Below are 21,336 nucleotides of genomic sequence, written 5' to 3'. Positions count from 1 at the left end.
TTCTACCGCCGCCGCATTGCCGGTGCGGTACTTGGGCAGGCGAGAGGGGTCAGGCCAGCGGTGCCGCCGCCGCGCCGGCCCTGGCCCGCACCGCGGCATCCAGGGCCGCCAGCTGGGCTGGCGTGCCGACGTTTTCCCAGACGCCGTCGAAGCGCTCGCCGCTGGCCAGGCCGGCGGCCACCGCGGCACGGTAATAGGGTGTCATGGCGACTTTCCGGCCGGGCTCGATGGCGGTGAACAGCCGTGTGTCATACAGGCCGATATTGCCGAAGGTCAGGTTTGGCGCCGCCGGCGTGGCCGCGGGCAACAGCCGGCCATCCGCGTCCAGCGCAAAATCGCCGCCCGGGTGGAACGGCGGATTGGGCACCATCACCAGGTGCATGCGCGCCTCGGGCGCGCCGGACATGGCGCGCAGGCGCGGCAGCAGGCAGCGGAAGTCGTAATCGGTGAAGATGTCGCCGGATACGGCCAGGAAGATCTCGCCGCGCGCCGGCGCGGACGACAATAGCGGCAGCGCCTGGGCGATGCCGCCGGCGGTTTCCAGTGCGCTGGACTCGGCCGAGTAGGCCAGGCGCACGCCGAGGCGGCTGCCGTCGCCGAGCGCGTCTTCGATCTGCGCGCCGAGCCAGGCGTGGTTGATCACGATGTCGTTGAAGCCGGCACGCGCCAGGGCTTCGATCTTCCAGACGATCAGCGGCTTGCCGCCCACCGGCAGCAGCGGCTTGGGGCAGGTATCGGTCAGCGGGCGCATGCGCTCGCCACGCCCGGCCGCAAAAATCATGGCTTTCAATGCAGGGTCTCCGGCGCTTACTTCAGCGCGTTCAGCAGGTAGGTCATTGCGATCAGGGTGGTCATGCCGCCGGCAATGGTCCAGCCGATGCTGCGCGTCCTGGCGGCGATGACGATGGCCACCAGCCCGGCCACCAGGCGCGCATTGCCGGGGTGGATATCGACCTGGCCGTCGCGCATCAGCAGGTCGGGCGCGATCAGGGCGGACAGCATGGCGGCCGGCACGAACTGCAGCGCGGTGCGGAACCAGGACGGCAGCCGCACCCGGCCCTCCACCGCGATGAACGACAGGCGGATCAGGAAGGTGGCGAGGCCGGCGCCGATGAATACCAGCAGCAGGGTCATCTGGCTCATGCCGAGGGCTCCGTCGAGGCTCGCCTGGGTTGCTGGCGCTCCTTGCCCAGCAGCAGCATGCCCGCGGCAATGCCGCCCAGCGCCGCCACCATCAGGCCGAGCTTGTGCGGCATGCCGAAGCAGGCCACCGCCAGCGCCGTGGCCACCAGCGCCGCCGCGGCGTGCGAGCGGCGCTTGATGCCCGGCACGATGATGGCGATAAAGGTGAGCGGCAGGAAGAAATCGAGCGGCCAGTCGCGCGGCACCTGGGCGCCCACCAGCACGCCGGCCAGCGTCGAGACCTGCCAGCTGGCCCACAGCGCGAAGCCCGCGCCGAAGAAGAACCAGTGGCGGTAGCGCTTGTGCCCGTCGTCGTCGACCAGGCGCCGGGTCATGGCGGCGAAGGCTTCGTCGGTCAGCAGGTAGGCGATCAGCGTCTTCCAGCGGCGCGGCAGGTGGGCCAGCGACGGGGCCATGGTGGCCGAATACAGCGCATGGCGCAGGTTGACCATGGCCACCGTGACCGCGATCAGCAGCGCGGGGGTGCCCGCCGCCCACAACTGCGTCAGGATCATCTGCGAGGCGCCGCCGAACACGATTGCGCTCATGGCGCAGGCCAGCCACGCGGGCATGCCGGCGTTGACCGCCAGCACGCCATAGATCAGGCCGAACGGCGCCACGCCCAGCAGCATGGGCGCCAGCGCGCGCGCGCCCGCCCACCATTCGCCGCGGCGGGTGATGGCGGTCGCGGGGCCGCTGCCCGCTGTCATGGGCGGCATGCCGGCCTGCCGGGCATGGCCGGCATCGCTTGGGGATGCATCAGAAGGTGTAGCCGACCGGGCGCTCGACGCCGTCGAGCGCGTCGAACAGGCGCACCAGCTTGCGCAGCTCGATATAGCGGCCCGCCACCTGGCGTGCGTACTTGAGCACCAGCGGCAGGTTGGCCAGATAGCCGTCCTTGCCGTCGCGATGGTACAGGCGGGCGAAGATGCCGAGCACCTTGAGGTGGCGCTGCAGGCCCATCCACTCGAAATCGCGGTAGAACTCGCCAAAATCGGCGTTCACCGGCAGTCCGGCCTTGCGGGCGCGTTCCCAGTAGCGGATCAGCCAGTCGAGCTGCTCCTGCTCGTCCCATTCGATATAGGCGTCGCGCCACAGCGAGACCGCGTCGTAGGTGATGGGGCCGATCACCGCGTCCTGGAAATCCAGGATGCCCGGGTTGCCCTTGCCGTCGAGCACCATCAGGTTGCGCGAATGATAGTCGCGGTGGACATAGACCTGCGGCTGCGCCAGGTTGTTGGCCAGCAGCGTTTGCATCACCTCGGCCAGGCCGGCTTCCTGCTCCGGGGTCAGCGTGACGCCGAGGTGCCTGGCCACGTACCACTGCGGGAACAGGTCGAGCTCGCGCTGCAGCAGCGCGCGGTCGTAGGCGGGCAGGGCGCCGGGGCGCGTGGCGAGCTGGATCTGTACCAGCGCAGCGGCAGCGTCGCCATAGAGCTGGCGCGCGCTCGCCGGCTCCAGCCGGGACAGGTAGGTGGTGTTGCCGAGGTCGCTCAGCAGCAGGAATCCTTGCCCGAGGTCCTGCGCCAGCACCTTCGGCACGGTCACGCCGGCCGCGCCGAACAATTCCGCCACATGGATGAAGGGGCGGCAGTCCTCTTGCGCGGGCGGCGCATCCATCACGATCGCGGTCGGATATCCGGGGTGGCCGGTGCTGACCCGGAAGTAGCGCCGGAAGCTGGCATCGGCCGATGCCGGGGCGCAGGAATCGGGATTGACGGACCAGGCCGGACCAAGTCCGGACACCCAGACTTTGAGTTGATCGAGACGCGGGTCGAGAGGAAGTGCTGCCATGCCGGAAAGGGAGAATAGGATGCCCCGTATAATACCCGACCAGACCCGGGCCCCGGGGCGGCTCCCAGGCGGGCCTCCCATGGCCCGACAGCCTGCTTCGGCGGTGGCTGGCGGTTGCTGGGCCGCCGCCGCCGCTCTGACTCATGACCCGCTCGCATGACCGAACAACGACGATCACCGAACCAGAAGGCAAGCAAGACATCGGCGCGACTCCCCGGCAGCGCACTGCGCCCGCTCGTGTTGGCCATGGCCGGCTGGTCAGTGGGCGCTCACGCGCAGTCCGCGGGCTCGGTCATTCCCGACCTGCCGGTGGCCGAGCCCAGCGCCGAGCAGGCGCCCTTGAAGCCGCCGGTATCCGGCGAACTGGTGCCCCGGCTGGCCGAGCCGGCCACCGCCAAGACCCAGACCGGCCAGCCGGACGAGAACCCGCCCACCTTTGTCTCGGGCGACCGCATGACCGGCTACAACCAGCGCGGCGTGGAACTCGAAGGCAATGCCGAACTGCGCCGCGACGGCAGCGTGGTCAAGGGCGACAAGCTGACCTATGACCAGGACAGCGACGAGGCATTCGCTCACGGCAACGCCCGCGTCTCGCGCAATGGATCGCTCGCGGTGGGGCCGGAAGCCCGGCTGAAGGTCGAGGCCAATGAAGGCTATATGCTGTCGCCGGACTACTACTTCCAGCAGACCGGCGGCTCCGGCAAGGCCGAGCGTATCGATTTCATCGACAAGAACCAGAGCCTCATCAAGCACGCGTCCTACACTACCTGTTCGCCCGACAACGCGGACTGGTATTTCAGCGCGCGCGAGCTCGAAATCGACAGCGATCGCCAGGTCGGCACCGCCAACGGCAGCGTGCTGCGCTTCTTCGACGTGCCGATCATGGCGGCGCCGATGTTCAGCTTCCCCCTGAACAACGAGCGCCGCAGCGGGCTGCTGCCGCCGCTGTTCGGCTACAGCTCGCGCTCAGGCATGGACCTGACGGTGCCGTACTATTTCAACATCGCGCCCAACCGGGACCTGACGCTCTTCCCGCGCGTGCTGAGCTCGCGCGGCGTGCAGCTCGGCAGTGACTTCCGTTACCTCGGCCAGGGGTATTCGGGGCGCATCCGGGGTGAATTCCTGCCGGACGACCAGAAGACCAGGACCAATCGCTGGGCGTATTCGGTACAGCACTACCAGAACATCGCCACCGGCCTGAATGCTTACCTTAACGTCAACAAGGTGTCGGATGCGCAGTATCCCGACGACCTGACGCGCTCGGCGACGCTGTCGACGCTGCGCCAGTACACGCAAGAAGGCGGCGTGACCTATAACTGGCACGATATTGCGGTGCTGGCGCGGGTGCAGAAGTTCCAGACCCTGGCGCCCAGCCAGCCTTCGTACGAACGCGAGCCGCAGCTCAACGTCAAGTACACGCGCTACGACCTGGCCGGCTTCGACATTCAGGTCGAGGCCGACTACACGCGATTCCGCATCCCGTTGACCACGACGGGCACGCAGCAGCCGCAGGGCGAGCGGGTCTTCATCCAGCCCTCCATCAGCTATCCGATCATACGGCCGGGCTGGTTCGTCACGCCCAAGGCGACGTTCAATGCCTCCCAGTACCAGATGGAGTCGGCCAACAACACGCCGGGCGCGCCCAATACGCTGAACCGGGCCCTGCCGACCTTGAGCGTGGACTCCGGCATGACCTTCGAGCGCGACGCGCCGACCGTGAGCCGGCTGTTCGGCGTCAACTATGTGCAGACGCTGGAACCGCGCCTGTTCTACGTCTACACGCCGTTCCGCGACCAGAGCCTGTTCCCGCTGTTCGATACCGTGCAGTCGGACTTCGGCTACGGGCAGATTTTCAGCGAGAACCCGTTCACGGGGAATGACCGCATCGCCGACAACAACAAGCTGACGGCGGGTGTGACCACGCGCCTGATCGAAGCGTCCAGCGGCATCGAACGCTTCCGCGGCACGCTTGCGCAGCGTTTCGACTTCTCCGGCCAACGGGTGCAGCTCAACGGTACGGACCCTGCCAAGACAGGCTATTCGGACCTGCTGGCGGCGACCACGATCCAGCTGTTCAAGGGTTATTACCTGGATACCGGACTGCAATACAATCCGGACAGCAACCGGGTGATCTATTCGAATATCGCCTTTTCGTGGCGGCCCGAGGCGCGCAAGACCTTCAATGTCGGCTATCGCTACCGGCGCCCGACCTCGGTGACGGACAATACCGCCATCGACCAGTTCGAGCTTTCAAGCCAGTGGCCGCTGAGCCAGCGTACCTATGGCATCGGCCGGGTGGCATTCGACCTGAGCGCAAGCCAGCTGGTCGATGCACTGGCCGGTTTCGAATACGCGGCGGATTGCTGGGTGGGACGCGTCGTCTACCAGCGTTTCCGCAATACTTCGCAGGGCTACACCGGGCGTATCTTCTTCCAGGTGGAGTTCCGCGGCCTGTCCAAGATCGGCTCCAATCCGCTGGATGTGCTGCGGCTGAACGTGCCGGGTTATGAGCCCGTCGTCGCCAGGCCGGTGATCCCATCCCAGCTCGACCACTATGAATGACGGACCATGATGAAACGTCAAGAATTCAACGCTCTTTCCTCCATGTCTTCCAGCCTGAACGGCTGGCAAAGCCTGCTGCTGACCGCGCTGCTGGCGGCGTTCGCGCTGCCCGCGGCAGCCCAGCTGAAGGCGCCGTCCGCGCAGCGGACCACCGGCATTTTCATGCCGCAGGCTGGCGATAACGCGTCGCCCAGCCAGCCGCGCCTCGGCGTGACGCAGCCCGGCGCCAGCGCCCAGCGCTCGCAGCTGGTGGACGAGGTGGTGGCGATCGTCAACAACAGCGTGATCACCAGGCGCGAACTGCTGGACCGCGCCGACGAGATCGAAGGGCAGCTGCGCCAGGCCAACCGGCCGGTGCCGGCGCGTGCCGACCTGCTGGGCGAGGTGCTGGAGCGGCTGGTGATGGACCGCGTGCAGACCCAGGCGGCGGAGGAAGCGGGCATCAAGGTGACCGACCAGGAAGTCGACCGCGCCGTCGAGTCGGTGGCGCAGCAGAATCACCTGAACGTGACGGACCTGCGCAGCCAGGTCGAGCGCACCGGCATGACCTGGACCAAGTACCGCACCGAGCTGCGCAAGCAGGTGCAGGTCATCCGCCTGCGCGAACGCGAGGTGGATTCCAAGGTCCAGGTCTACGACGGCGAAATCGACAACTACCTGGCCGCGCACAACGGGCAGGCCGGCGCCGCCAGCGGCCCCACCGAATACAACGTGGCCCAGATCCTGGTGCGCGTGCCGGAGGACGCCTCCGAGGCGCAGAAGGCCACGCTGCGCGCCAAGGCCGAGGGGCTGCTCAAGCAAGCCCAGGGCGGCGCGGATTTTGCCCAGCTGGCGCAGGCCTCCGACGCACCCGAAGCCGCCAAGGGCGGCGCGCTCGGCTTCCGCGAGATCGGCCGGCTGCCGGCACTGTTCGCCAACGCCGTCCTCGACCTCCAGCCCGGCGCCGTGGTGCCGCAGGTGATCGAGAGCGCCAACGGCTTCCACGTGCTCAGGCTGGTGGCCAAGCGCACCGCGCCGCCGGCCTCGTCCAGCCCGGCCGTCGGCGACCGCATCACCCAGACCCAGGTGCGCCATATCCTGATCCGCACCGGCCCGAACATGCCGGAGGCCGAGGCGCGCCGCCAGCTCGCCACGCTGCGCGACCGCATTACCCACGGCGGCGACTTTGCCGATGCGGCGAAGCGTTTCTCGCAGGACGGTTCGGCGCAGAACGGTGGTGATCTCGGCTGGGTGTCGCCGGGCGAACTGGTTCCTGAGTTCGAGCAGGCCATGAGCCGCCTGCGCCCGGGCGAAGTGTCGGAGCCCGTCGTCAGCCAGTTCGGCGTGCACCTGATCCAGGTGCTCAACCGCCGCGAAACCGAAAGCTCGCCGGAAAAACAGCGAGATTTCGCCCGTGCGGAGATCCGCGAGCAGAAGATGCGCGTGGCCTATGACGACTGGCTGCGCCAGTTGCGCCAGGCGGCCTACGTCGAATACCGCGTCAACCGCCAACGTTAAAGGGAACGCGTCATCGCCATGTCCGAGCCGCTCGCGCTAGCCATCACCACCGGGGAACCCGCCGGCATCGGTCCCGATATCACCATCGGGGCCTTGTTGCAGATCGCCGGCGAGCATCCCCAGGTGCGCTTTCACGTGCTGGGCGACGCGCGCCTGCTGGCTGCGCGCGCCGCGGCGCTGGGCGTGGCGCAGGCCTGGGCGCGCCGGCTGGCGGACGGCAGCGTGGTCAGCGAGGATATCGCGCTGGGCGTGCCGTGCGAGCCCGGCCGGCTCGACACCCGCAATGGCGCCTATGTGCTGGCCCTGCTCGATGCCGCCATCGACGGTTGCAGCGCAAGCGCCGACGGTGTCCCGCGCTATGCCGGCATGGTGACCGCGCCCGTGCAGAAAAGCACCATCAACGACGCCGGCGTGCCCTTTACCGGCCACACCGAATACCTGGCCGAGCGCGCCGGCGCGGCGCGCGTGGTCATGATGCTGGCCGGCCCGCAGCCCGCGCACGGCAATGCCATGCTGCGGGTGGCGCTGGCCACCACGCACCTGCCGCTGCGCGCGGTACCCGATGCGCTGGGCGTGGGCATGCTGGTGGAAACGCTGGCCATCATCGACGCCGACCTGCGCCATCATTTCGGCCTGGCCCGCCCGCGTATCCTGGTGACCGGACTCAACCCCCATGCCGGTGAAAGCGGCCATATGGGCCACGAGGAGATCGACGTGATCATCCCCGCGCTGGCGCGTGCCGCCGACGCGGGCATCGACGCGCGCGGCCCTTATCCCGCCGACACGCTGTTCCAGCCCCGTCATCTCGACGGCGCCGACTGCGTGCTGGCCATGTACCACGACCAGGGCCTGGCGCCGCTCAAGTACGGCACCTTTGGCCATGGCGTCAATATCACGCTGGGCCTGCCCTTCATCCGCACATCGGTCGATCACGGTACCGCGCTCGACCTGGCCGCCAGCGGCCAGGCCGAGCACGGCAGCATGATCGAGGCGATCCGCAGCGCCATCGCCATGGCCGGCCACGCCGGCGGCCGGCACCGCGCCGCACCGCTGGCGGCAACACGCTGACGCCCGAGCAAGACAACTATGCGTTCCAACGTACATCAGGGCCATGTGGCCCGCAAACGATTCGGGCAGAACTTCCTGGTCGATGACGGCATCATCCACGGCATCGTCAGCGCCATCGACCCGCAGCCGGGCGAGACGGTGGTCGAGATCGGCCCCGGCCTCGGCGCGCTGACCCAGCCGCTGCTGGAAAGGCTGCCGCAGATGCAGGTGGTCGAACTCGACCGCGACCTGGTGGAGCGCCTGCGGCGCCGCTACGGCGAGCGCCTGGTGATTCATGCCGGCGACGCGCTGGCCTTCGATTTCGGCAAGCTGTGGCAAGCGGACAAGCCGCTGCGCATCGTCGGCAACCTGCCGTACAACATCTCCAGCCCGCTGCTGTTCCACCTGGCCGGGTTTGCCGACCAGGTGCGCGACCAGCATTTCATGCTGCAAAAGGAAGTGGTCGAGCGCATGGTGGCCGAGCCCGGCAGCAAGGCCTTCGGGCGGCTGTCGATCATGCTGCAGGTGCGCTATCACATGGAGCATGTGCTCGATGTGCCGCCGGCATCGTTCAATCCGCCGCCCAAGGTCGATTCCGCCGTGGTGCGCATGATTCCCTGGCCGCGGCAGCCGGACGGCCAGTTGCGTTCGCCTTATCCCGCCTGCAACCTGACGGTGCTGGGCGATGTGGTCGCGGCGGCGTTCTCGCAGCGCCGCAAGGTCCTGCGCAACACGCTGTCGATACTGCGCGACCAGGTCGATTTCGACGCGCTCGGCTTCGATCTGGGACGCCGTGCCGAGGAAGTGCCGGTGGCCGAATACGTTGAACTGGCGCGCCAGCTGGAGCCCGCAGCCCCATGAGGAACGCCCCCGTCCCGCATTGTTGGTGGCGCTGCTGAAGGCAGCGGCACGTCGTCATCCCCCGATCCCGACTCTAGCCGCCGCAGCCCGGTCGGCAGGCGCATGCTTCCGCTGACGGGCTCCGCGGCAAAACCTTACCGAAGGAAATGCCATGACTAGCGAAACGCAGGCGCCCACGCGCAAGGTCATCCTCACCGGCGACCGCCCCACCGGCCAGCTCCACCTCGGCCACTACGTCGGCTCGCTCAAGAGCCGCGTGGCACTGCAGGAAACCCATAAGCAATACCTGCTGCTGGCCGACACCCAGGCCATGACCGACAACGCGCACGACCCCGACAAGGTGCGGCGCAATGTGCTGGAGGTGGCGCTCGACTACCTGGCGGTCGGCATCGACCCGGCCAAGACCACCATCACGGTGCAGTCGCACCTGCCCGCGCTGGCCGAACTCACCCTGATGTACCTGAACTTCGTCACGGTGGCCCGGCTGGAGCGCAATCCGACCATCAAGGAAGAGATCCAGGCACGCGGCTTTGGCCGCGACATCCCGGCGGGCTTCCTGTGCTACCCGGCGTCGCAGGCCGCCGACATCACCGGCTTCAAGGCCCATGTAGTGCCGGTCGGCGAGGACCAGGCGCCGCTGATCGAGCAGACCAACGAGATCGTGCGGCGCATCAATCACCAGGTTGGCCGCGAGGTGCTGCCTGAGGCCGCCGCGCTGATCCCGCGCTTCGGCCGCCTGCCCGGCGTCGACGGCAAGGCCAAGATGAGCAAGTCGCAGGGCAATGCGATCCCGCTGGCGGCTACGCCCGAGCAGGTCAAGGAAGCCGTCATGCGCATGTATACCGATCCCAACCACCTCAAGGTGTCGGATCCGGGCCAGGTGGAAGGCAATGTGGTGTTCACCTATCTCGACGCATTCGACGAAGCGGTCGATGAGGTGGCGGAGCTGAAGGAACACTATCGCCGTGGCGGCCTCGGCGACATGGTGCTCAAGCGCCGGCTGGAGAGCGTGCTGCAGGCAATGTTGGCGCCGATCCGCGAGCGGCGCGAGGCGCTGGCCAAGGATCCGCAGTATGTGTTCGACATCCTGAAGCACGGTACCGAGCAGGCTCGCGGCGTTACGCAGGCGACGCTGGACGAAGTGCGCGAGGCGCTCGGCACCTTCCGTTTCTAAGCCCATCCGGCGCGCCCGGCGAGTCGCCTGGCGGGTCATCGGCCGTTGCCCGGACATGGTCCCGGGGCGCAAGCCGGCGCCCCAAGACCATGTCCTGTCACGGAAGCAAAACTCTTTTAGTGTATCCTTCAAGCGATATCCACCACGCGCTTGTCGCGCCATGAACGACCCTTATCCCAGTTCGAAGCCAGCCGACCGACCCCGATCCCTGCTCGAACGGCTCTCGGATTTCATCTCCCCCGAGCCCGACTCCCGCGCTGAATTGCTTGAGGTGCTTCAGGATGCGCACGCGCGCAACCTGATCGATGCCGACTCGCTCTCCATGATCGAGGGCGTATTCCAGGTATCCGAACTCACCGCGCGCGACATCATGGTCCCGCGCGGCCAGATGGACACCGTCAATATTGCCGACGCGCCGGAGAGCTTCATCCCTTTCATGCGGCAGACAGCGCACTCGCGCTTTCCCGTCTACGAGGGCAGCCGCGACAATATCATCGGCATCCTGCTGGCCAAGGACCTGCTGCGGTATTACACCGACGAGCACTTCGACCTGCGCGAAACGCTGCGTCCGGCGGTGTTCATCCCCGAGTCCAAGCGCCTCAATATCCTGTTGCGCGACTTCCGCATCAACCGCAACCACATTGCCATGGTGGTGGACGAGTACGGCGGCGTTGCCGGCCTGGTCACCATCGAGGACGTGCTGGAGCAGATCGTGGGCGATATCGAGGATGAGTTCGACCTCGACGAAGACCACGACAACATCCTGCAACTGCCCGACGGCAGCTGGCGCGTGCATGGCCTGACCGAGATCGAGCAGTTCAACGAGACCTTCGGCACGCAATTCTCGGATCACGACGTCGACACGGTGGGCGGCTTGCTGAGCAACCACCTGGGTCACGTGCCGCATCGCGGCGAAGTGGTGACATTGCCGCCGATCCGCTTCGAGGTCCTGCGTGCCGACGCCCGCCAGGCGCACCTGTTGCTGGTGCGCCGCGAGGCCCCGTCCACTCCGTCCGAAGTGGACGGCGCATGAAGCGCCTGCTCCAGGCATGGCCCGGCGCAGCCAGCGCCGGACGCGACGAGGCGCGCGGCGCGAGCCTGCCCCGCCTGCTGCTGGCCGCCGTGCTGGGCGTGGCTCACACCCAGGCTTACGCGCCGCATGCATGGTGGTGGCTGCAGCTGCTGTCGCTGGCGGGACTGGTGGCGCTGGCCGCCGATGCGCCCCGCGCCCGCAGCGCGGCGGCCACGGGCTATGCATTCGGCCTGGGCTGGTTCCTCTCTGGCGTGTGGTGGCTCTATATCAGCATGCACGTGTATGGCGAAATGCCGGCCTGGATGGCCCTTCTCGCCGTGCTGCTGTTCGCCGCCTTCCTCTCCCTCTATCCGGCGCTGGCCGCGGCCGGCTGGCATTGGCTGACGGCGCGGCGCGGATCGGCGGCTGCGCGGGCAACCGCCTTGTCCCTGCTTGCCCCGCTCGCCTTCGGCGCCGCCTGGGGCCTGTCGGACTGGCTGCGCGGCGTGGTCTTCACCGGCTTTCCCTGGCTATCCAGCGGCTACGCCCATACCGATGGCCCGCTGGCCGGCTTTGCGCCGCTGGTTGGAGTCTATGGCATCGGCGCGCTGGCCGCGACCGTGGCGGCGCTGCTGGCGACGGCGGTGCGCGGCTTCGGCCGCGGCGGCAAACGCGCCGGCGTGCTCGCCCTGGCTGCAGCCGTGGCGCTGCCGCTGGCCGGCGCCGCGCTGGCGCCGATCGCCTGGACCAAGCCGGCCGGCAAGCCCATTTCGGTGCGGCTGCTGCAAGGCAATGTGGCGCAGGACATCAAGTTCGAGCCGGTCGGCGTGCAACGCTCGCTCGAGCTATACCGCGACCTGATCACGGCCGCCCCGGCGGATCTCGTGGTCACGCCCGAGACGGCATTCCCGGTGATCCTGCAGGATCTGCCGGTGGATATCGCCATTGCGGTGCGCGACTTCACCGTGGCCAGCGGCACCACCGTGCTGTTCGGTGCCGCCGGTGCCGATTCGCCGGTGGATTTCACCAACAGCGTATTCGGCCTGGGCCCGCTGACCGAGCGGCTGTACCGCTACAACAAGCACCACCTGGTGCCGTTCGGCGAGTTCATTCCCTTCGGTTTCCACTGGTTCGTGAACATGATGAAGATGCCGCTGGGAGACTTCCGCCGCGGCGGGCTGGACCAGGCGCCGCTGCCGGTGCGCGGCATCATGGTGGCGCCCAATATCTGCTATGAGGATTTGTTCGGCGGGGAAATCGCCGAGACGCTGCGCAGCCAGCCGGTGCCCGCCAATATCCTCGTCAACGTGACCAACCTTGCGTGGTTTGGCGACACCATCGCGCTGGACCAGCATCTGCAGATCTCGCGCATGCGCGCGCTGGAAACCCGCAGGCCGATGCTGCGCTCGACCAATACCGGGATGACCGCCGTGGTGACGCCGGACGGCGTCGTGGCCGAGCGCCTGCCGACCTTCACCGTCGGCACGCTCGCCGCGCAGGTGCAGGGCATGCAGGGCTTCACGCCGTACGTGCGCTGGGGCAACCTCCCGGCACTGGCGGCATGCCTGGTCGTGCTGGCAGTGGCGGCCTGGCGGCGCCAGCGGGGCTGACGGTCGCCGGGCCGCCGGCCGGATTCAGGCGGCGAGGCCCGCGACGACCGACAGCAGTGCCACCGCGATCATGACCGCGATGGCGACGAGATAAGGCTTGCGAGAAAGCAGCGACATGACCGGTGTCCCCGTATCTGGAGTGTTTCGAACATTGGCGGCTGTTATGCACAGCTCTGCCTAATACTGTATACAAAAACACTATCGTCCAGTATGGGGCAGGGCTTTAGGGGGCTTCGGTGTTTACCCGATTCGTTGCAAAACGCCGACATCACTTGCGCGCTCAGTCAGGCCGCCGCGGCACTGCAAGCCATGCAAGGGCCGTGCCGATCGCGGGCAGCGCAAAAAAAACCGATAGAATTCAGGGTTTGGCACGATCTTCGCGAGGCGCCGCGGCAGCTTTCCCGCCGCTGCGCCAGCTTGCCCCTGCTTGCCGGCCTGTCGCCAGGCCCTTACTAGTCTTCGCCTATGCTGACCTTCCAACAAATGATCCTCACCCTGCAGGCCTACTGGGACCGGCAGGGCTGCGCACTCCTGCAACCCATCGATCTGGAGGTCGGCGCCGGCACCTCGCATGTGCATACCTTCCTGCGCGCGATCGGACCGGAGCCGTGGCGCGCCGCTTATGTGCAGCCGTCGCGCCGTCCCAAGGACGGGCGCTATGGCGAGAACCCCAACCGCCTGCAGCACTACTACCAGTACCAGGTGGTGCTGAAGCCCGCGCCCGAGAACATCCTCGAGCTGTATCTCGGCTCGCTGGAAGCGCTGGGCCTGGACCTGAAGCAGAACGACATCCGCTTCGTCGAGGACGACTGGGAGAATCCGACGCTCGGCGCCTGGGGCCTGGGCTGGGAAGTCTGGCTCAATGGCATGGAAGTGACGCAATTCACCTACTTCCAGCAAGTGGGCGGCATCGACTGCAAGCCCATCACCGGCGAGATCACCTATGGCATCGAGCGCCTGGCGATGTACCTGCAGAAGGTCGAGAACATCTATGACCTGGTGTGGACCGAGTGGGAAGAGAACGGCAAGACGCGCCGCCTGACCTATGGCGACGTCTACCACCAGAACGAAGTGGAGCAGTCCACCTACAACTTCGAGCAGAGCAACGCCGAGATCCTGTTCCGCCATTTCGCCGAACACGAGGCGGAGGCCAAGCGCCTGATGGGCGCCGCCGAGCCGAAGCAGGAAGGCCAGGAAGCTGCCCCGGCCGAGGATGCGAAGCGCCTGCCGTTGCCCGCCTACGAGCAATTGCTCAAGGCTGCCCACACCTTCAACCTGCTGGACGCGCGCGGCGCGATCTCGGTGACCGAACGCGCCGCCTATATCGGGCGCATCCGCAACCTGTCGCGGCTGGTGGCCCAGGCCTACTACGACTCGCGCGAGGCGCTCGGCTTTCCGATGTGCGAACGCGCGGCCGCCGCATGACGCGCGCAGCGCGCAGCGCGCTGTGCCTAGGCGCTGCCCTGGCGATGCTGGCCGTGGGGGCGCCCGGCGCAGTCCTGGCCACCGTCTCCTTGCCCAGCCCGCAGGCCCTGTACCTGCCGGCCGACCTGTCCAATGTGTGCGAGGCCAGCCCGCAGGCCCTGCAGCAGGCCATCGACCGGCACTGGCACGGCGCCTTCGGGGCGAACAACTCGCTGGACCAGTGGACCCAGCTGATCCGCTCGTTCGCGTGCGACCTGTCGGGCTCCAGGGACCTGGGCTGGCATCGCGTGCCGCTGCGCGCCTATGAGAGCGCGATCCGCTACCCGCTGACCTGGACCGAGACCGAGACCGTCAACGGACGGGTGCGGCGCCAGATCAAGACTTACTACTCGGCCGCGCAGTTGCCGCCCCGGATCGATTTCTGGGTCGGCGGCCGCATCGACGAGATCCGCTACGACAGGCGCCTGCGCCGGCTCGACGCCCGCTTTTTCGCGCCGCGCCCCGCCCAGAACGGCCGCGGCGGCAGCGCAGACACGCAATGCGCGGCGACCACGCTGCAATTCCGGCAGCAAAACGGCCTCTGGCTGTTGTCCGGCGTAGAACCTACTACCGCACCGCGCTGCTAGAGCGCAGCGCGTGCCACAACTTGTTGGATACGATTCATGTCGCAACTCCTGACCGATTCGAACGATACGCTGCTGATCGAACTGTTCACCGAAGAGCTGCCGCCGAAGGCGCTGGCGCGCCTGGGCGAGGCCTTCGCGCAGGGCCTGTTCGCCGGCCTCTCCGAGCGTGGCCTGCTGGGTGACGGCGCCGCCGTGACCTCGTTCGCCACGCCGCGCCGCCTGGCCGCGCAGGTCACCAAGGTCCGCCGCAACGCGCCGGACCGCGAACAACGCGAGAAAGTCCTGCCGCTGACGGTGGCGCTGGACGCCAACGGCGAGCCCACGGCGCCCCTGGCCAAGAAGCTGGCCGCGCTGGCCAAATCGGTGGGCGTCGAGTCGATCGACTGGCGAACCCTGGAACGCGCCTCCGACGGCAAGGCCGACGCCTTCTTCTACCGCTATACCGCGCGCGGCGCCGAACTGGTCGGCGGCCTGCAGGCCGCGCTGGACGACACCATCGCCAGGCTGCCCATCCCCAAGGTGATGAGCTACCAGCGCCCGGACGGCAGCACCGTGCACTTCGTGCGCCCGGCGCACCGGTTGATTGCCTTGCTTGGCACCGAAGTGGTGCCGGTCAGCGTGCTGGGCCTGCAGGCTGGCCGCACCACCCAGGGCCACCGCTTCCTGTCGGCCGGCGAGATCGAGATCGCGCATGCCGGCGAGTACGCCGCGGTGCTGGAAGCACAAGGCCGCGTGCTGGCCAGCTATGCGGAGCGCCGCGAGCACATCCGCACCGCGCTGCTGGAACAGGCCGGCGCCGACCGGGTCGTCATGCCCGATGCCCTGCTCGACGAAGTCAACTCGCTGGTGGAATGGCCGGTGGTCTATGCTTGCCATTTCGAGGAAGTCTTCCTCGAAGTGCCGCAGGAATGCCTGATCCTGACCATGCAGACCAACCAGAAGTACTTCGCGCTGACCGATGCCGAAGGCCACCTGCGCAACCGCTTCCTGGTGGTCTCCAACCTGGCCACCGACACGCCGGACTCCATCATCAGCGGGAACGAGCGCGTGGTGCGCCCGCGCCTGGCCGACGCCAAGTTCTTCTTCGACCAGGACCGCAAGAAGACCCTCGCCTCGCGCGTGCCGCAGCTGGCCAACGTGGTCTATCACAACAAGATCGGCACGCAGCTCGACCGCGTGCAGCGCCTGCAGCAGATCGCCGGCCATATCGCCGATGCGCTGGGCGCGGCCGGCGTCGCCGTGGAAAAGGCGGCCGCCATGCGCGGCGCCGAACTGGCCAAGGCCGACCTGCTGACCGATATGGTGGGTGAGTTCCCGGAACTGCAGGGCACCATGGGCACGTACTACGCGCGCCACGACGACGAAGCCGAAGCCGTGGCGCTGGCCTGCTCCGAGCACTACCGCCCGCGCTTCGCCGGCGACGCACTGCCGGCCGGCTCGGTGAGCCTGGCGGTGGCGCTGGCCGACAAGCTGGAAACGCTGGTCGGCATCTGGGGCATCGGCCTGTCGCCCACCGGCGAGAAGGATCCCTTCGCGCTGCGCCGCCACGCGCTCGGCATCCTGCGCATGCTGGTCGAGACCCCGTTGCCGTTGTCGATCGATGCGCTGCTCGAGCTCACCCAGCAGGCCTTCGCCGGCATCGCCGCGGTCAAGCCCGCGCAAGCCGCGATCGCCGACTTCCTGTACGACCGCCTGCGCGGCTACCTGAAGGACAAGGGCTACACCACCAATGAAGTGGAGGCGGTGGTAAGCCTGCGCCCGCAGCGCCTGGACGACATCCTGGCCCGCCTGGAGGCCGTGCGCACCTTTGCCGCCCTGCCGCAGGCGGAGGCCCTGGCCGCGGCCAACAAGCGCATCACCAACATCCTGCGCAAGAATACCGACCCCGTGGGCACGGTGCAGCCCGCGCTGCTGCAGGAAGCCGCCGAGCGCACGCTGCACGGCGCGGTCGAGAGCGTGCGCCCGCAGGTGGATGCCGCGTTCGCGAACGGCGATTTCGCCACCGCGCTGCGCGACCTGGCGCAATTGCGCGAGGCGGTCGACCAGTTCTTCAACGACGTCATGGTGATGGCCGAAGACCCGCAGCTGCGCGCCAACCGGCTGGCGCTGCTGGCCTCGCTGCACGTGCTGGCCAACCGCGTGGCCGACATCTCCAAGCTGGCCGCATAGGCGGCCAGCCGACCTGCATCACAACGGGAGGCCATCATGCCGCAGACACCGCCCAAGCTTGTCGTCCTGGATCGCGACGGGGTCGTCAACCTCGACAGCGACCAGTTCATCAAGACGCCGGACGAGTGGATTCCCATCGATGGCAGCCTGGAAGCGATCGCCGCGCTCAACCAGGCCGGCTATCGCGTGGTGATCGCCAGCAACCAGTCCGGCATCGGCCGCGGCCTGTTCGAGATGAGCGCGCTCAACGCCATGCACGAGAAGATGCACAAGGCGCTGTCGCGTCTCGGCGGGCGCGTCGATGCCGTGTTCTTCTGCCCGCATACCGCGGCGGACGGCTGCGATTGCCGCAAGCCCAAGGCGGGCATGCTGGAGCAGCTCGCCGAGCGCTTTGGCGTCGAGCTCAAGGGGGTGCCGCTGGTGGGCGACTCGCTGCGCGATCTCGAGGCCGGGCTGGCGGTGGGCTGCGCACCACACCTTGTGCTGACCGGCAAGGGTCGCCAGACCGAGGAAAAGGGCGGCCTGCCGCCCGGCACGCTGATCCACGAAGACCTGCGCGCCTTTGCGCGCTGGCTGCTCACCGGCGACGGCGCCCCGCGCCTGGCCGGTTCCTGAACCTATATCCGCACCGATGATTTTTCTCCGCTCCCTGCTGTTCGCGTTGTACCTGCTGGTGCTGACGCCGCCCTATGCCTGCGCGTGCTTCATCGTCTTTCCCTTCATGAGCGCCAACCGCCGCTACCTGTTCGTGCGCGGTTGGCCGAGGCTGGTCATCGGCGCGGCGGCCCTGATCTGCGGCATCCGCTACCGCTTCGAAGGCCGCGAGAACTTCAACGGCGTGCTCGACAAGCCGGTGGTGGTGCTGTCCAAGCATCAGTCGGCCTGGGAAACGATCGCCTACGTGGCCACCATGCCCAAGCCGATGTGCTTCGTGTTCAAGCGCGAACTGCTGATGGTGCCCTTCTTCGGCTGGGCGCTGGGCATGCTCAAGATGGTGCATATCAACCGCAAGGAAGGCCCCCGGGCCTTTGCCTCGGCCGTGCGCCAGGGCCGTGAGCGGCTCAAGGAGGGCGCATGGATCATCATGTTCCCCGAAGGCACGCGCACGCGCTCGGGCCTGGAAAAGACCCGCTACAAGAGCGGCGGCGCCCGCCTCGCGGTGGAAACCGGCGCATGGGTCGTCCCGGTGGCGGTCAACTCCGGCCGCCTGTGGCCGCGCAACACCTTCCTGAAATATCCGGGCATGATCACGGTCTCCGTCGGCCCGCCGATCTCGTCGGCCAACAAGACCGCCGACCAGCTCAACCAGGAGGTGGAGGCGTGGATCGAGCAGGATATGCGTAGAATCGATGCGCAGAGCTACCGGAGCAAGATGCCCGCATGAAATTGCTGCGCCCGTCCCCCGACGCCCCTGGTTCCCAGATGGAGCTGCCGCTGTCCGACGCCCTTGCCGGCGCGGACATGGCACCCGGCATGGCGCCCGGCGGATCGGCGCCGGCGCAGCCCATCTCGCCGACGGCGCAGCCCTGGCCGCAGCCGCAGCCCAATGCGCGGCGGCTGCAGGTGGGCGAACGCAGCGTGCACTACACGCTCAAGCGCTCCTCGCGCCGTACCATCGGCTTCACCGTTGACGACCGCGGGCTGTCCATCACCGCGCCGCGCTGGGTCACGCTGTCCGACGTCGAGTCGGCCATTCTCGAAAAGCAGCGCTGGATCTTCAACAAGCTGGGCGAATGGCAGCACCGCGAAGCCCGCCGCGTGCTGCCCACCGTGCAATGGCGCGAAGGCGCGAGCCTGCCCTTCCTGGGCAAGCCCATCACGCTGCAGCTCGAATCCCCCGCCGGCGTACTGCAGTTCGACGCCGACAGCCGCATCCTGCATCTGGCGCTGCCCGTGCACGCCGACGAGCAGCAGATCAAGGACCGCGTGCAGGGCTGGCTGCAGCACCAGGCCAGGCGGCTGCTGGCGCAGCGGCTCGATATCTACGCGGAGAAGCTCGGCGTGCGGCACAGCGCGTTCGCGCTGACCTCGGCCGCGACGCGCTGGGGCAGCTGCACGGCCGACGGCAAGATCCGGATGAACTGGCGGCTGATGCATTTTCCCTTGTCGATGATCGACTATGTGGCCGCGCACGAGCTGGCGCATCTCAAGGAGATGAATCACAGCCCGCGCTTCTGGGATACCGTGGCTTCGATCTTTCCCGAGTTTCGGGACGCCAGGGCGCAGTTGCGGGCGCATCCGCCGGAATTGCTGCCGACGTTCTAGCCAGGGCGGCGGTGGCCCGGTTGCAATGCCAGGCCGTTGATTTCAAATGGGAACGGTGCCGGCTGGCACAGCCGCAAGCCCACTTTCCCCATCCCGTCTAAAATAGTTCCTCGACCAAAAACAAGCAGGGCTCCCCATCATGCGACTCCTCCACACCATGCTCCGCGTCGGCGACCTCCAGCGCTCGATCGACTTCTACACCCGCATCCTCGGCATGCAGTTGCTGCGCGAGAGCGACAACACCGAATACAAGTACCGCCTCGCCTTCGTCGGCTACGGCCCGGAATCCGAGACCGCCGTGCTGGAACTGACCTACAACTACGGCGTGGAAAAATACGAGATGGGCACCGCCTACGGCCATATCGCGCTGGAGACCGACGACGCCGCCGCCGCCTGCGAGCGCATCCGCAACGCCGGCGGCAATGTGGTGCGCGAGGCCGGCCCGGTCAAGGGCGGCACCACGGTGATCGCGTTCGTCGAAGACCCGGACGGCTACAAGATCGAACTGATCGAGCGCAACACCACCCGCGACGCCAGCCGTCCGTAACGTGAGCGCGCAAGGGCTTGCCCGCCGCCCGCTCGACGGCACCGCCATCGCCTTGATGGTGGTGCTGTGCCTGGCGTGGGGATTGCAGCAGGTGGTCATCAAGGCGACCGCGCCCTTGATGGGCGCGGTACTGCAGGCCGGCGTACGCTCCGCGGTGGCGGCCCTGCTGGTATTCGGCTTCGCAGCCTGGCGGCGCACGCCGCTGTGGCAGCGCGACGGCACGCTGGGGGCCGGACTGGTGGCCGGGTTGCTGTTCGGTGCCGAGTTCTTCTGCATCTTCGTTGGCCTCGGCCACACCACGGCCTCGCGCATGGCGGTGTTTCTCTACACCGCGCCGATCTTCACCGCGCTCGGGCTGCACCTGACGGTACCGGGCGAGCGGCTGCGCAGCGGGCAATGGCTGGGCGTGGGACTGGCGTTCTGCGGCATGGCGCTGGCCTTTGCCGACGGCATGGCGGCACCGGCCGCGCATGGCGGCAGCACCCTGGCGGGCGATGCGCTGGGCATCCTGGCCGGATTCCTGTGGGCCGCCACCACGGTAGTGGTACGCGCCAGCCCGCTGGCCTCGGCGCCGCCCAGCAAGACACTGCTCTACCAGCTGGCGGTATCGGCGGTGATGCTGCTGGCGATGGCGCTCTCCGCCGGCCAGCACCTGCATGCGCAGGTCGGTGGGCTGGTGCTGGCGAGCCTGTTCTACCAGTCGGTGCTGATCGCCTTCGCCAGCTACCTGACCTGGTTCTGGCTGCTGCGCCAATACCTGGCCTCGCGGCTGTCGGTATTCTCCTTCCTGACGCCGCTGTTCGGCGTAGCGTTTGGTGTAGTGCTGATGCACGATGCTGTCGGCATGCGATTCGCGCTAGCGGCGGTACTGGTATTGGCCGGGATCGTATTGGTGAACCGGCGGGCGTAAGGGAGGCACCCCGCACAGCGCCAGCGACCTGCGAGAGCCGCAGCCTAAAGCCTGAGCGCTTCCAGATCCGGGGCCACCGCGCCCACGACGAAACCGGTGCCGTTCATGATCGAGTGGTCATCTGAACTGGTAACGGCAGATGCATGAATGGGCAAGCGAGTTTTTTATTCATTGGCCGCAATCGGAAGATGAATGTTTGATTTATTCTTATAATCATTTCCATTTTTGGCAGTGGATTTTTTAGATTTTTCTGGTTTATTTTTGGTCTGATTTGGGTCTGCAGGGCCTAAAGGCGGAGTGGTGTCGGGCCCTCGGGCACATGGAGGTGTCACTTTTCTTTACTCGTAAAGAAAAGTAACCAAAAGAAAGCGACCCCTTGCAGGGGGGCTGGCTTGTCGGGCTCGGGGACGTTGCGGATTCGTGGTGGGCGCGGCGGTTCTAATGAACTGCTGGCGCTGCCGGCACGAGCGGCATTGCCGCTGCGGATGGCATTGGTTTTATTGTAGTGCCCCTGATGGCAATGGCCCGTGGTGGTTCACGCATCTGCCGTTACCGGCACGGATGGCCACTGTCTCCCGATCCTTGCCGGTTTCGTCGTGGGCGCGGTGGCCCCGGCTTGAGGCGAGCGCCCCCAATCTGGAGCCACCGCGCCCAC

19 protein-coding genes are annotated in these 21,336 nt (G+C 67.4%); 15 read left to right on the top strand and 4 right to left on the bottom strand.

The features are described from left to right. Positions 1 to 49: 49 nt before the first annotated feature. The 4 genes from murU to AC3FOF_RS42810 are packed head-to-tail and all read right to left on the bottom strand — an operon-like array spanning position 50 to position 2,976. A complete protein-coding gene (murU, locus tag AC3FOF_RS42825; protein ID WP_488730118.1) occupies positions 50 to 790 on the bottom strand; it encodes an N-acetylmuramate alpha-1-phosphate uridylyltransferase MurU in 741 nt (246 codons plus the stop codon). Between the two features lie 17 nt (positions 791 to 807). Beyond that, positions 808 to 1,143: an AzlD domain-containing protein gene (locus AC3FOF_RS42820; RefSeq protein ID WP_276269393.1), complete on the bottom strand. Its 336-nt coding sequence runs from the start codon at positions 1,141 to 1,143 to the stop codon at positions 808 to 810. Further along, the gene (locus AC3FOF_RS42815; RefSeq protein WP_488730117.1) at positions 1,140 to 1,901 is read right to left on the bottom strand and encodes an AzlC family ABC transporter permease; all 762 of its coding nucleotides are present in this window, start codon (positions 1,899 to 1,901) and stop codon (positions 1,140 to 1,142) included. Before AC3FOF_RS42815 ends, AC3FOF_RS42820 begins: the two co-directional genes overlap by 4 nt. A 40-nt stretch (positions 1,902 to 1,941) precedes the next feature. Continuing rightward, positions 1,942 to 2,976 carry an aminoglycoside phosphotransferase family protein gene (locus AC3FOF_RS42810; protein ID WP_276269395.1) on the bottom strand — a complete coding sequence of 345 codons (1,035 nt, stop codon included), beginning with the start codon at positions 2,974 to 2,976 and terminating at the stop codon, positions 1,942 to 1,944. Between the two features lie 156 nt (positions 2,977 to 3,132). On the opposite strand from AC3FOF_RS42810, the gene AC3FOF_RS42805 reads away from it, so the two are divergent. From AC3FOF_RS42805 to AC3FOF_RS42735, 15 genes are all read left to right on the top strand, one after another. Next, positions 3,133 to 5,538 carry an LPS-assembly protein LptD gene (locus tag AC3FOF_RS42805; protein ID WP_488730116.1) on the top strand — a complete coding sequence of 802 codons (2,406 nt, stop codon included), beginning with the start codon at positions 3,133 to 3,135 and terminating at the stop codon, positions 5,536 to 5,538. A gap of 9 nt (positions 5,539 to 5,547) precedes the next feature. Then, positions 5,548 to 7,035, top strand: a complete 1,488-nt coding sequence (locus AC3FOF_RS42800; RefSeq protein WP_488730122.1) for a peptidylprolyl isomerase — start codon at positions 5,548 to 5,550, stop codon at positions 7,033 to 7,035. An 18-nt stretch (positions 7,036 to 7,053) separates the two neighbouring features. Then, entirely contained in the window at positions 7,054 to 8,103 is a 1,050-nt protein-coding gene (gene pdxA, locus AC3FOF_RS42795; protein WP_488730115.1) for a 4-hydroxythreonine-4-phosphate dehydrogenase PdxA, read from the top strand. 18 nt (positions 8,104 to 8,121) lie between these two features. Further along, positions 8,122 to 8,943 (top strand): 16S rRNA (adenine(1518)-N(6)/adenine(1519)-N(6))-dimethyltransferase RsmA, encoded by an 822-nt coding sequence (rsmA, locus tag AC3FOF_RS42790; RefSeq protein WP_017225362.1) that lies wholly within the window; start codon positions 8,122 to 8,124, stop codon positions 8,941 to 8,943. 151 nt (positions 8,944 to 9,094) lie between these two features. Beyond that, positions 9,095 to 10,117, top strand: a complete 1,023-nt coding sequence (trpS, locus tag AC3FOF_RS42785) for a tryptophan--tRNA ligase (RefSeq protein WP_017225363.1) — start codon at positions 9,095 to 9,097, stop codon at positions 10,115 to 10,117. Between the two features lie 160 nt (positions 10,118 to 10,277). Continuing rightward, positions 10,278 to 11,150, top strand: coding sequence for a CorC family transporter (locus tag AC3FOF_RS42780; protein ID WP_035808131.1), 873 nt, complete (start codon positions 10,278 to 10,280; stop codon positions 11,148 to 11,150). After that, the gene (gene lnt, locus AC3FOF_RS42775; protein WP_276267785.1) at positions 11,147 to 12,739 is read left to right on the top strand and encodes an apolipoprotein N-acyltransferase; all 1,593 of its coding nucleotides are present in this window, start codon (positions 11,147 to 11,149) and stop codon (positions 12,737 to 12,739) included. The genes AC3FOF_RS42780 and lnt overlap by 4 nt, the downstream gene beginning before the upstream one ends. A 465-nt stretch (positions 12,740 to 13,204) precedes the next feature. Continuing rightward, positions 13,205 to 14,164 (top strand): glycine--tRNA ligase subunit alpha, encoded by a 960-nt coding sequence (glyQ, locus tag AC3FOF_RS42770; RefSeq protein ID WP_276267786.1) that lies wholly within the window; start codon positions 13,205 to 13,207, stop codon positions 14,162 to 14,164. Continuing rightward, positions 14,161 to 14,790 carry a hypothetical protein gene (locus tag AC3FOF_RS42765; RefSeq protein ID WP_276267787.1) on the top strand — a complete coding sequence of 210 codons (630 nt, stop codon included), beginning with the start codon at positions 14,161 to 14,163 and terminating at the stop codon, positions 14,788 to 14,790. The genes glyQ and AC3FOF_RS42765 overlap by 4 nt, the downstream gene beginning before the upstream one ends. 36 nt (positions 14,791 to 14,826) lie before the next feature. Next, entirely contained in the window at positions 14,827 to 16,959 is a 2,133-nt protein-coding gene (gene glyS, locus AC3FOF_RS42760) for a glycine--tRNA ligase subunit beta (RefSeq protein WP_276267788.1), read from the top strand. Between the two features lie 36 nt (positions 16,960 to 16,995). Then, positions 16,996 to 17,574, top strand: coding sequence for a D-glycero-beta-D-manno-heptose 1,7-bisphosphate 7-phosphatase (gmhB, locus tag AC3FOF_RS42755; RefSeq protein ID WP_017227528.1), 579 nt, complete (start codon positions 16,996 to 16,998; stop codon positions 17,572 to 17,574). A 16-nt stretch (positions 17,575 to 17,590) separates the two neighbouring features. Further along, entirely contained in the window at positions 17,591 to 18,343 is a 753-nt protein-coding gene (locus AC3FOF_RS42750) for a lysophospholipid acyltransferase family protein (RefSeq protein ID WP_017227529.1), read from the top strand. Continuing rightward, a complete protein-coding gene (locus AC3FOF_RS42745; protein ID WP_017227530.1) occupies positions 18,340 to 19,224 on the top strand; it encodes a M48 family metallopeptidase in 885 nt (294 codons plus the stop codon). Before AC3FOF_RS42750 ends, AC3FOF_RS42745 begins: the two co-directional genes overlap by 4 nt. Positions 19,225 to 19,363: 139 nt before the next feature. Next, entirely contained in the window at positions 19,364 to 19,771 is a 408-nt protein-coding gene (gene gloA / locus AC3FOF_RS42740) for a lactoylglutathione lyase (RefSeq protein WP_035812521.1), read from the top strand. A 55-nt stretch (positions 19,772 to 19,826) separates the two neighbouring features. Beyond that, positions 19,827 to 20,681: a DMT family transporter gene (locus AC3FOF_RS42735; RefSeq protein WP_488730121.1), complete on the top strand. Its 855-nt coding sequence runs from the start codon at positions 19,827 to 19,829 to the stop codon at positions 20,679 to 20,681. Positions 20,682 to 21,336: the final 655 nt, after the last annotated feature.

It is taken from the genome of Cupriavidus sp. 96C5-1 (assembly GCF_057798855.1).
The sequence above is the reverse complement of the archived record's forward strand: the minus strand, read 5'-3'. Positions and strand labels throughout refer to the sequence as shown.

What these genes read in the sequence shown, in the direction of transcription:
- glyQ (WP_276267786.1), top strand. Translation starts at nt 13,205, where the DNA reads ATGCTGACCTTCCAACAAATGATCCTCACCCTGCAGGCCTACTGGGAC.
- AC3FOF_RS42815 (WP_488730117.1), bottom strand. Translation starts at nt 1,901, where the DNA reads ATGCCGCCCATGACAGCGGGCAGCGGCCCCGCGACCGCCATCACCCGC.
- AC3FOF_RS42745 (WP_017227530.1), top strand. Translation starts at nt 18,340, where the DNA reads ATGAAATTGCTGCGCCCGTCCCCCGACGCCCCTGGTTCCCAGATGGAG.
- trpS (WP_017225363.1), top strand. Translation starts at nt 9,095, where the DNA reads ATGACTAGCGAAACGCAGGCGCCCACGCGCAAGGTCATCCTCACCGGC.
- AC3FOF_RS42800 (WP_488730122.1), top strand. Translation starts at nt 5,548, where the DNA reads ATGAAACGTCAAGAATTCAACGCTCTTTCCTCCATGTCTTCCAGCCTG.
- AC3FOF_RS42820 (WP_276269393.1), bottom strand. Translation starts at nt 1,143, where the DNA reads ATGAGCCAGATGACCCTGCTGCTGGTATTCATCGGCGCCGGCCTCGCC.
- AC3FOF_RS42735 (WP_488730121.1), top strand. Translation starts at nt 19,827, where the DNA reads ATGGTGGTGCTGTGCCTGGCGTGGGGATTGCAGCAGGTGGTCATCAAG.
- lnt (WP_276267785.1), top strand. Translation starts at nt 11,147, where the DNA reads ATGAAGCGCCTGCTCCAGGCATGGCCCGGCGCAGCCAGCGCCGGACGC.
- AC3FOF_RS42780 (WP_035808131.1), top strand. Translation starts at nt 10,278, where the DNA reads ATGAACGACCCTTATCCCAGTTCGAAGCCAGCCGACCGACCCCGATCC.
- rsmA (WP_017225362.1), top strand. Translation starts at nt 8,122, where the DNA reads ATGCGTTCCAACGTACATCAGGGCCATGTGGCCCGCAAACGATTCGGG.
- AC3FOF_RS42810 (WP_276269395.1), bottom strand. Translation starts at nt 2,976, where the DNA reads ATGGCAGCACTTCCTCTCGACCCGCGTCTCGATCAACTCAAAGTCTGG.
- pdxA (WP_488730115.1), top strand. Translation starts at nt 7,054, where the DNA reads ATGTCCGAGCCGCTCGCGCTAGCCATCACCACCGGGGAACCCGCCGGC.
- gloA (WP_035812521.1), top strand. Translation starts at nt 19,364, where the DNA reads ATGCGACTCCTCCACACCATGCTCCGCGTCGGCGACCTCCAGCGCTCG.
- AC3FOF_RS42805 (WP_488730116.1), top strand. Translation starts at nt 3,133, where the DNA reads ATGACCGAACAACGACGATCACCGAACCAGAAGGCAAGCAAGACATCG.
- AC3FOF_RS42765 (WP_276267787.1), top strand. Translation starts at nt 14,161, where the DNA reads ATGACGCGCGCAGCGCGCAGCGCGCTGTGCCTAGGCGCTGCCCTGGCG.
- glyS (WP_276267788.1), top strand. Translation starts at nt 14,827, where the DNA reads ATGTCGCAACTCCTGACCGATTCGAACGATACGCTGCTGATCGAACTG.
- AC3FOF_RS42750 (WP_017227529.1), top strand. Translation starts at nt 17,591, where the DNA reads ATGATTTTTCTCCGCTCCCTGCTGTTCGCGTTGTACCTGCTGGTGCTG.
- gmhB (WP_017227528.1), top strand. Translation starts at nt 16,996, where the DNA reads ATGCCGCAGACACCGCCCAAGCTTGTCGTCCTGGATCGCGACGGGGTC.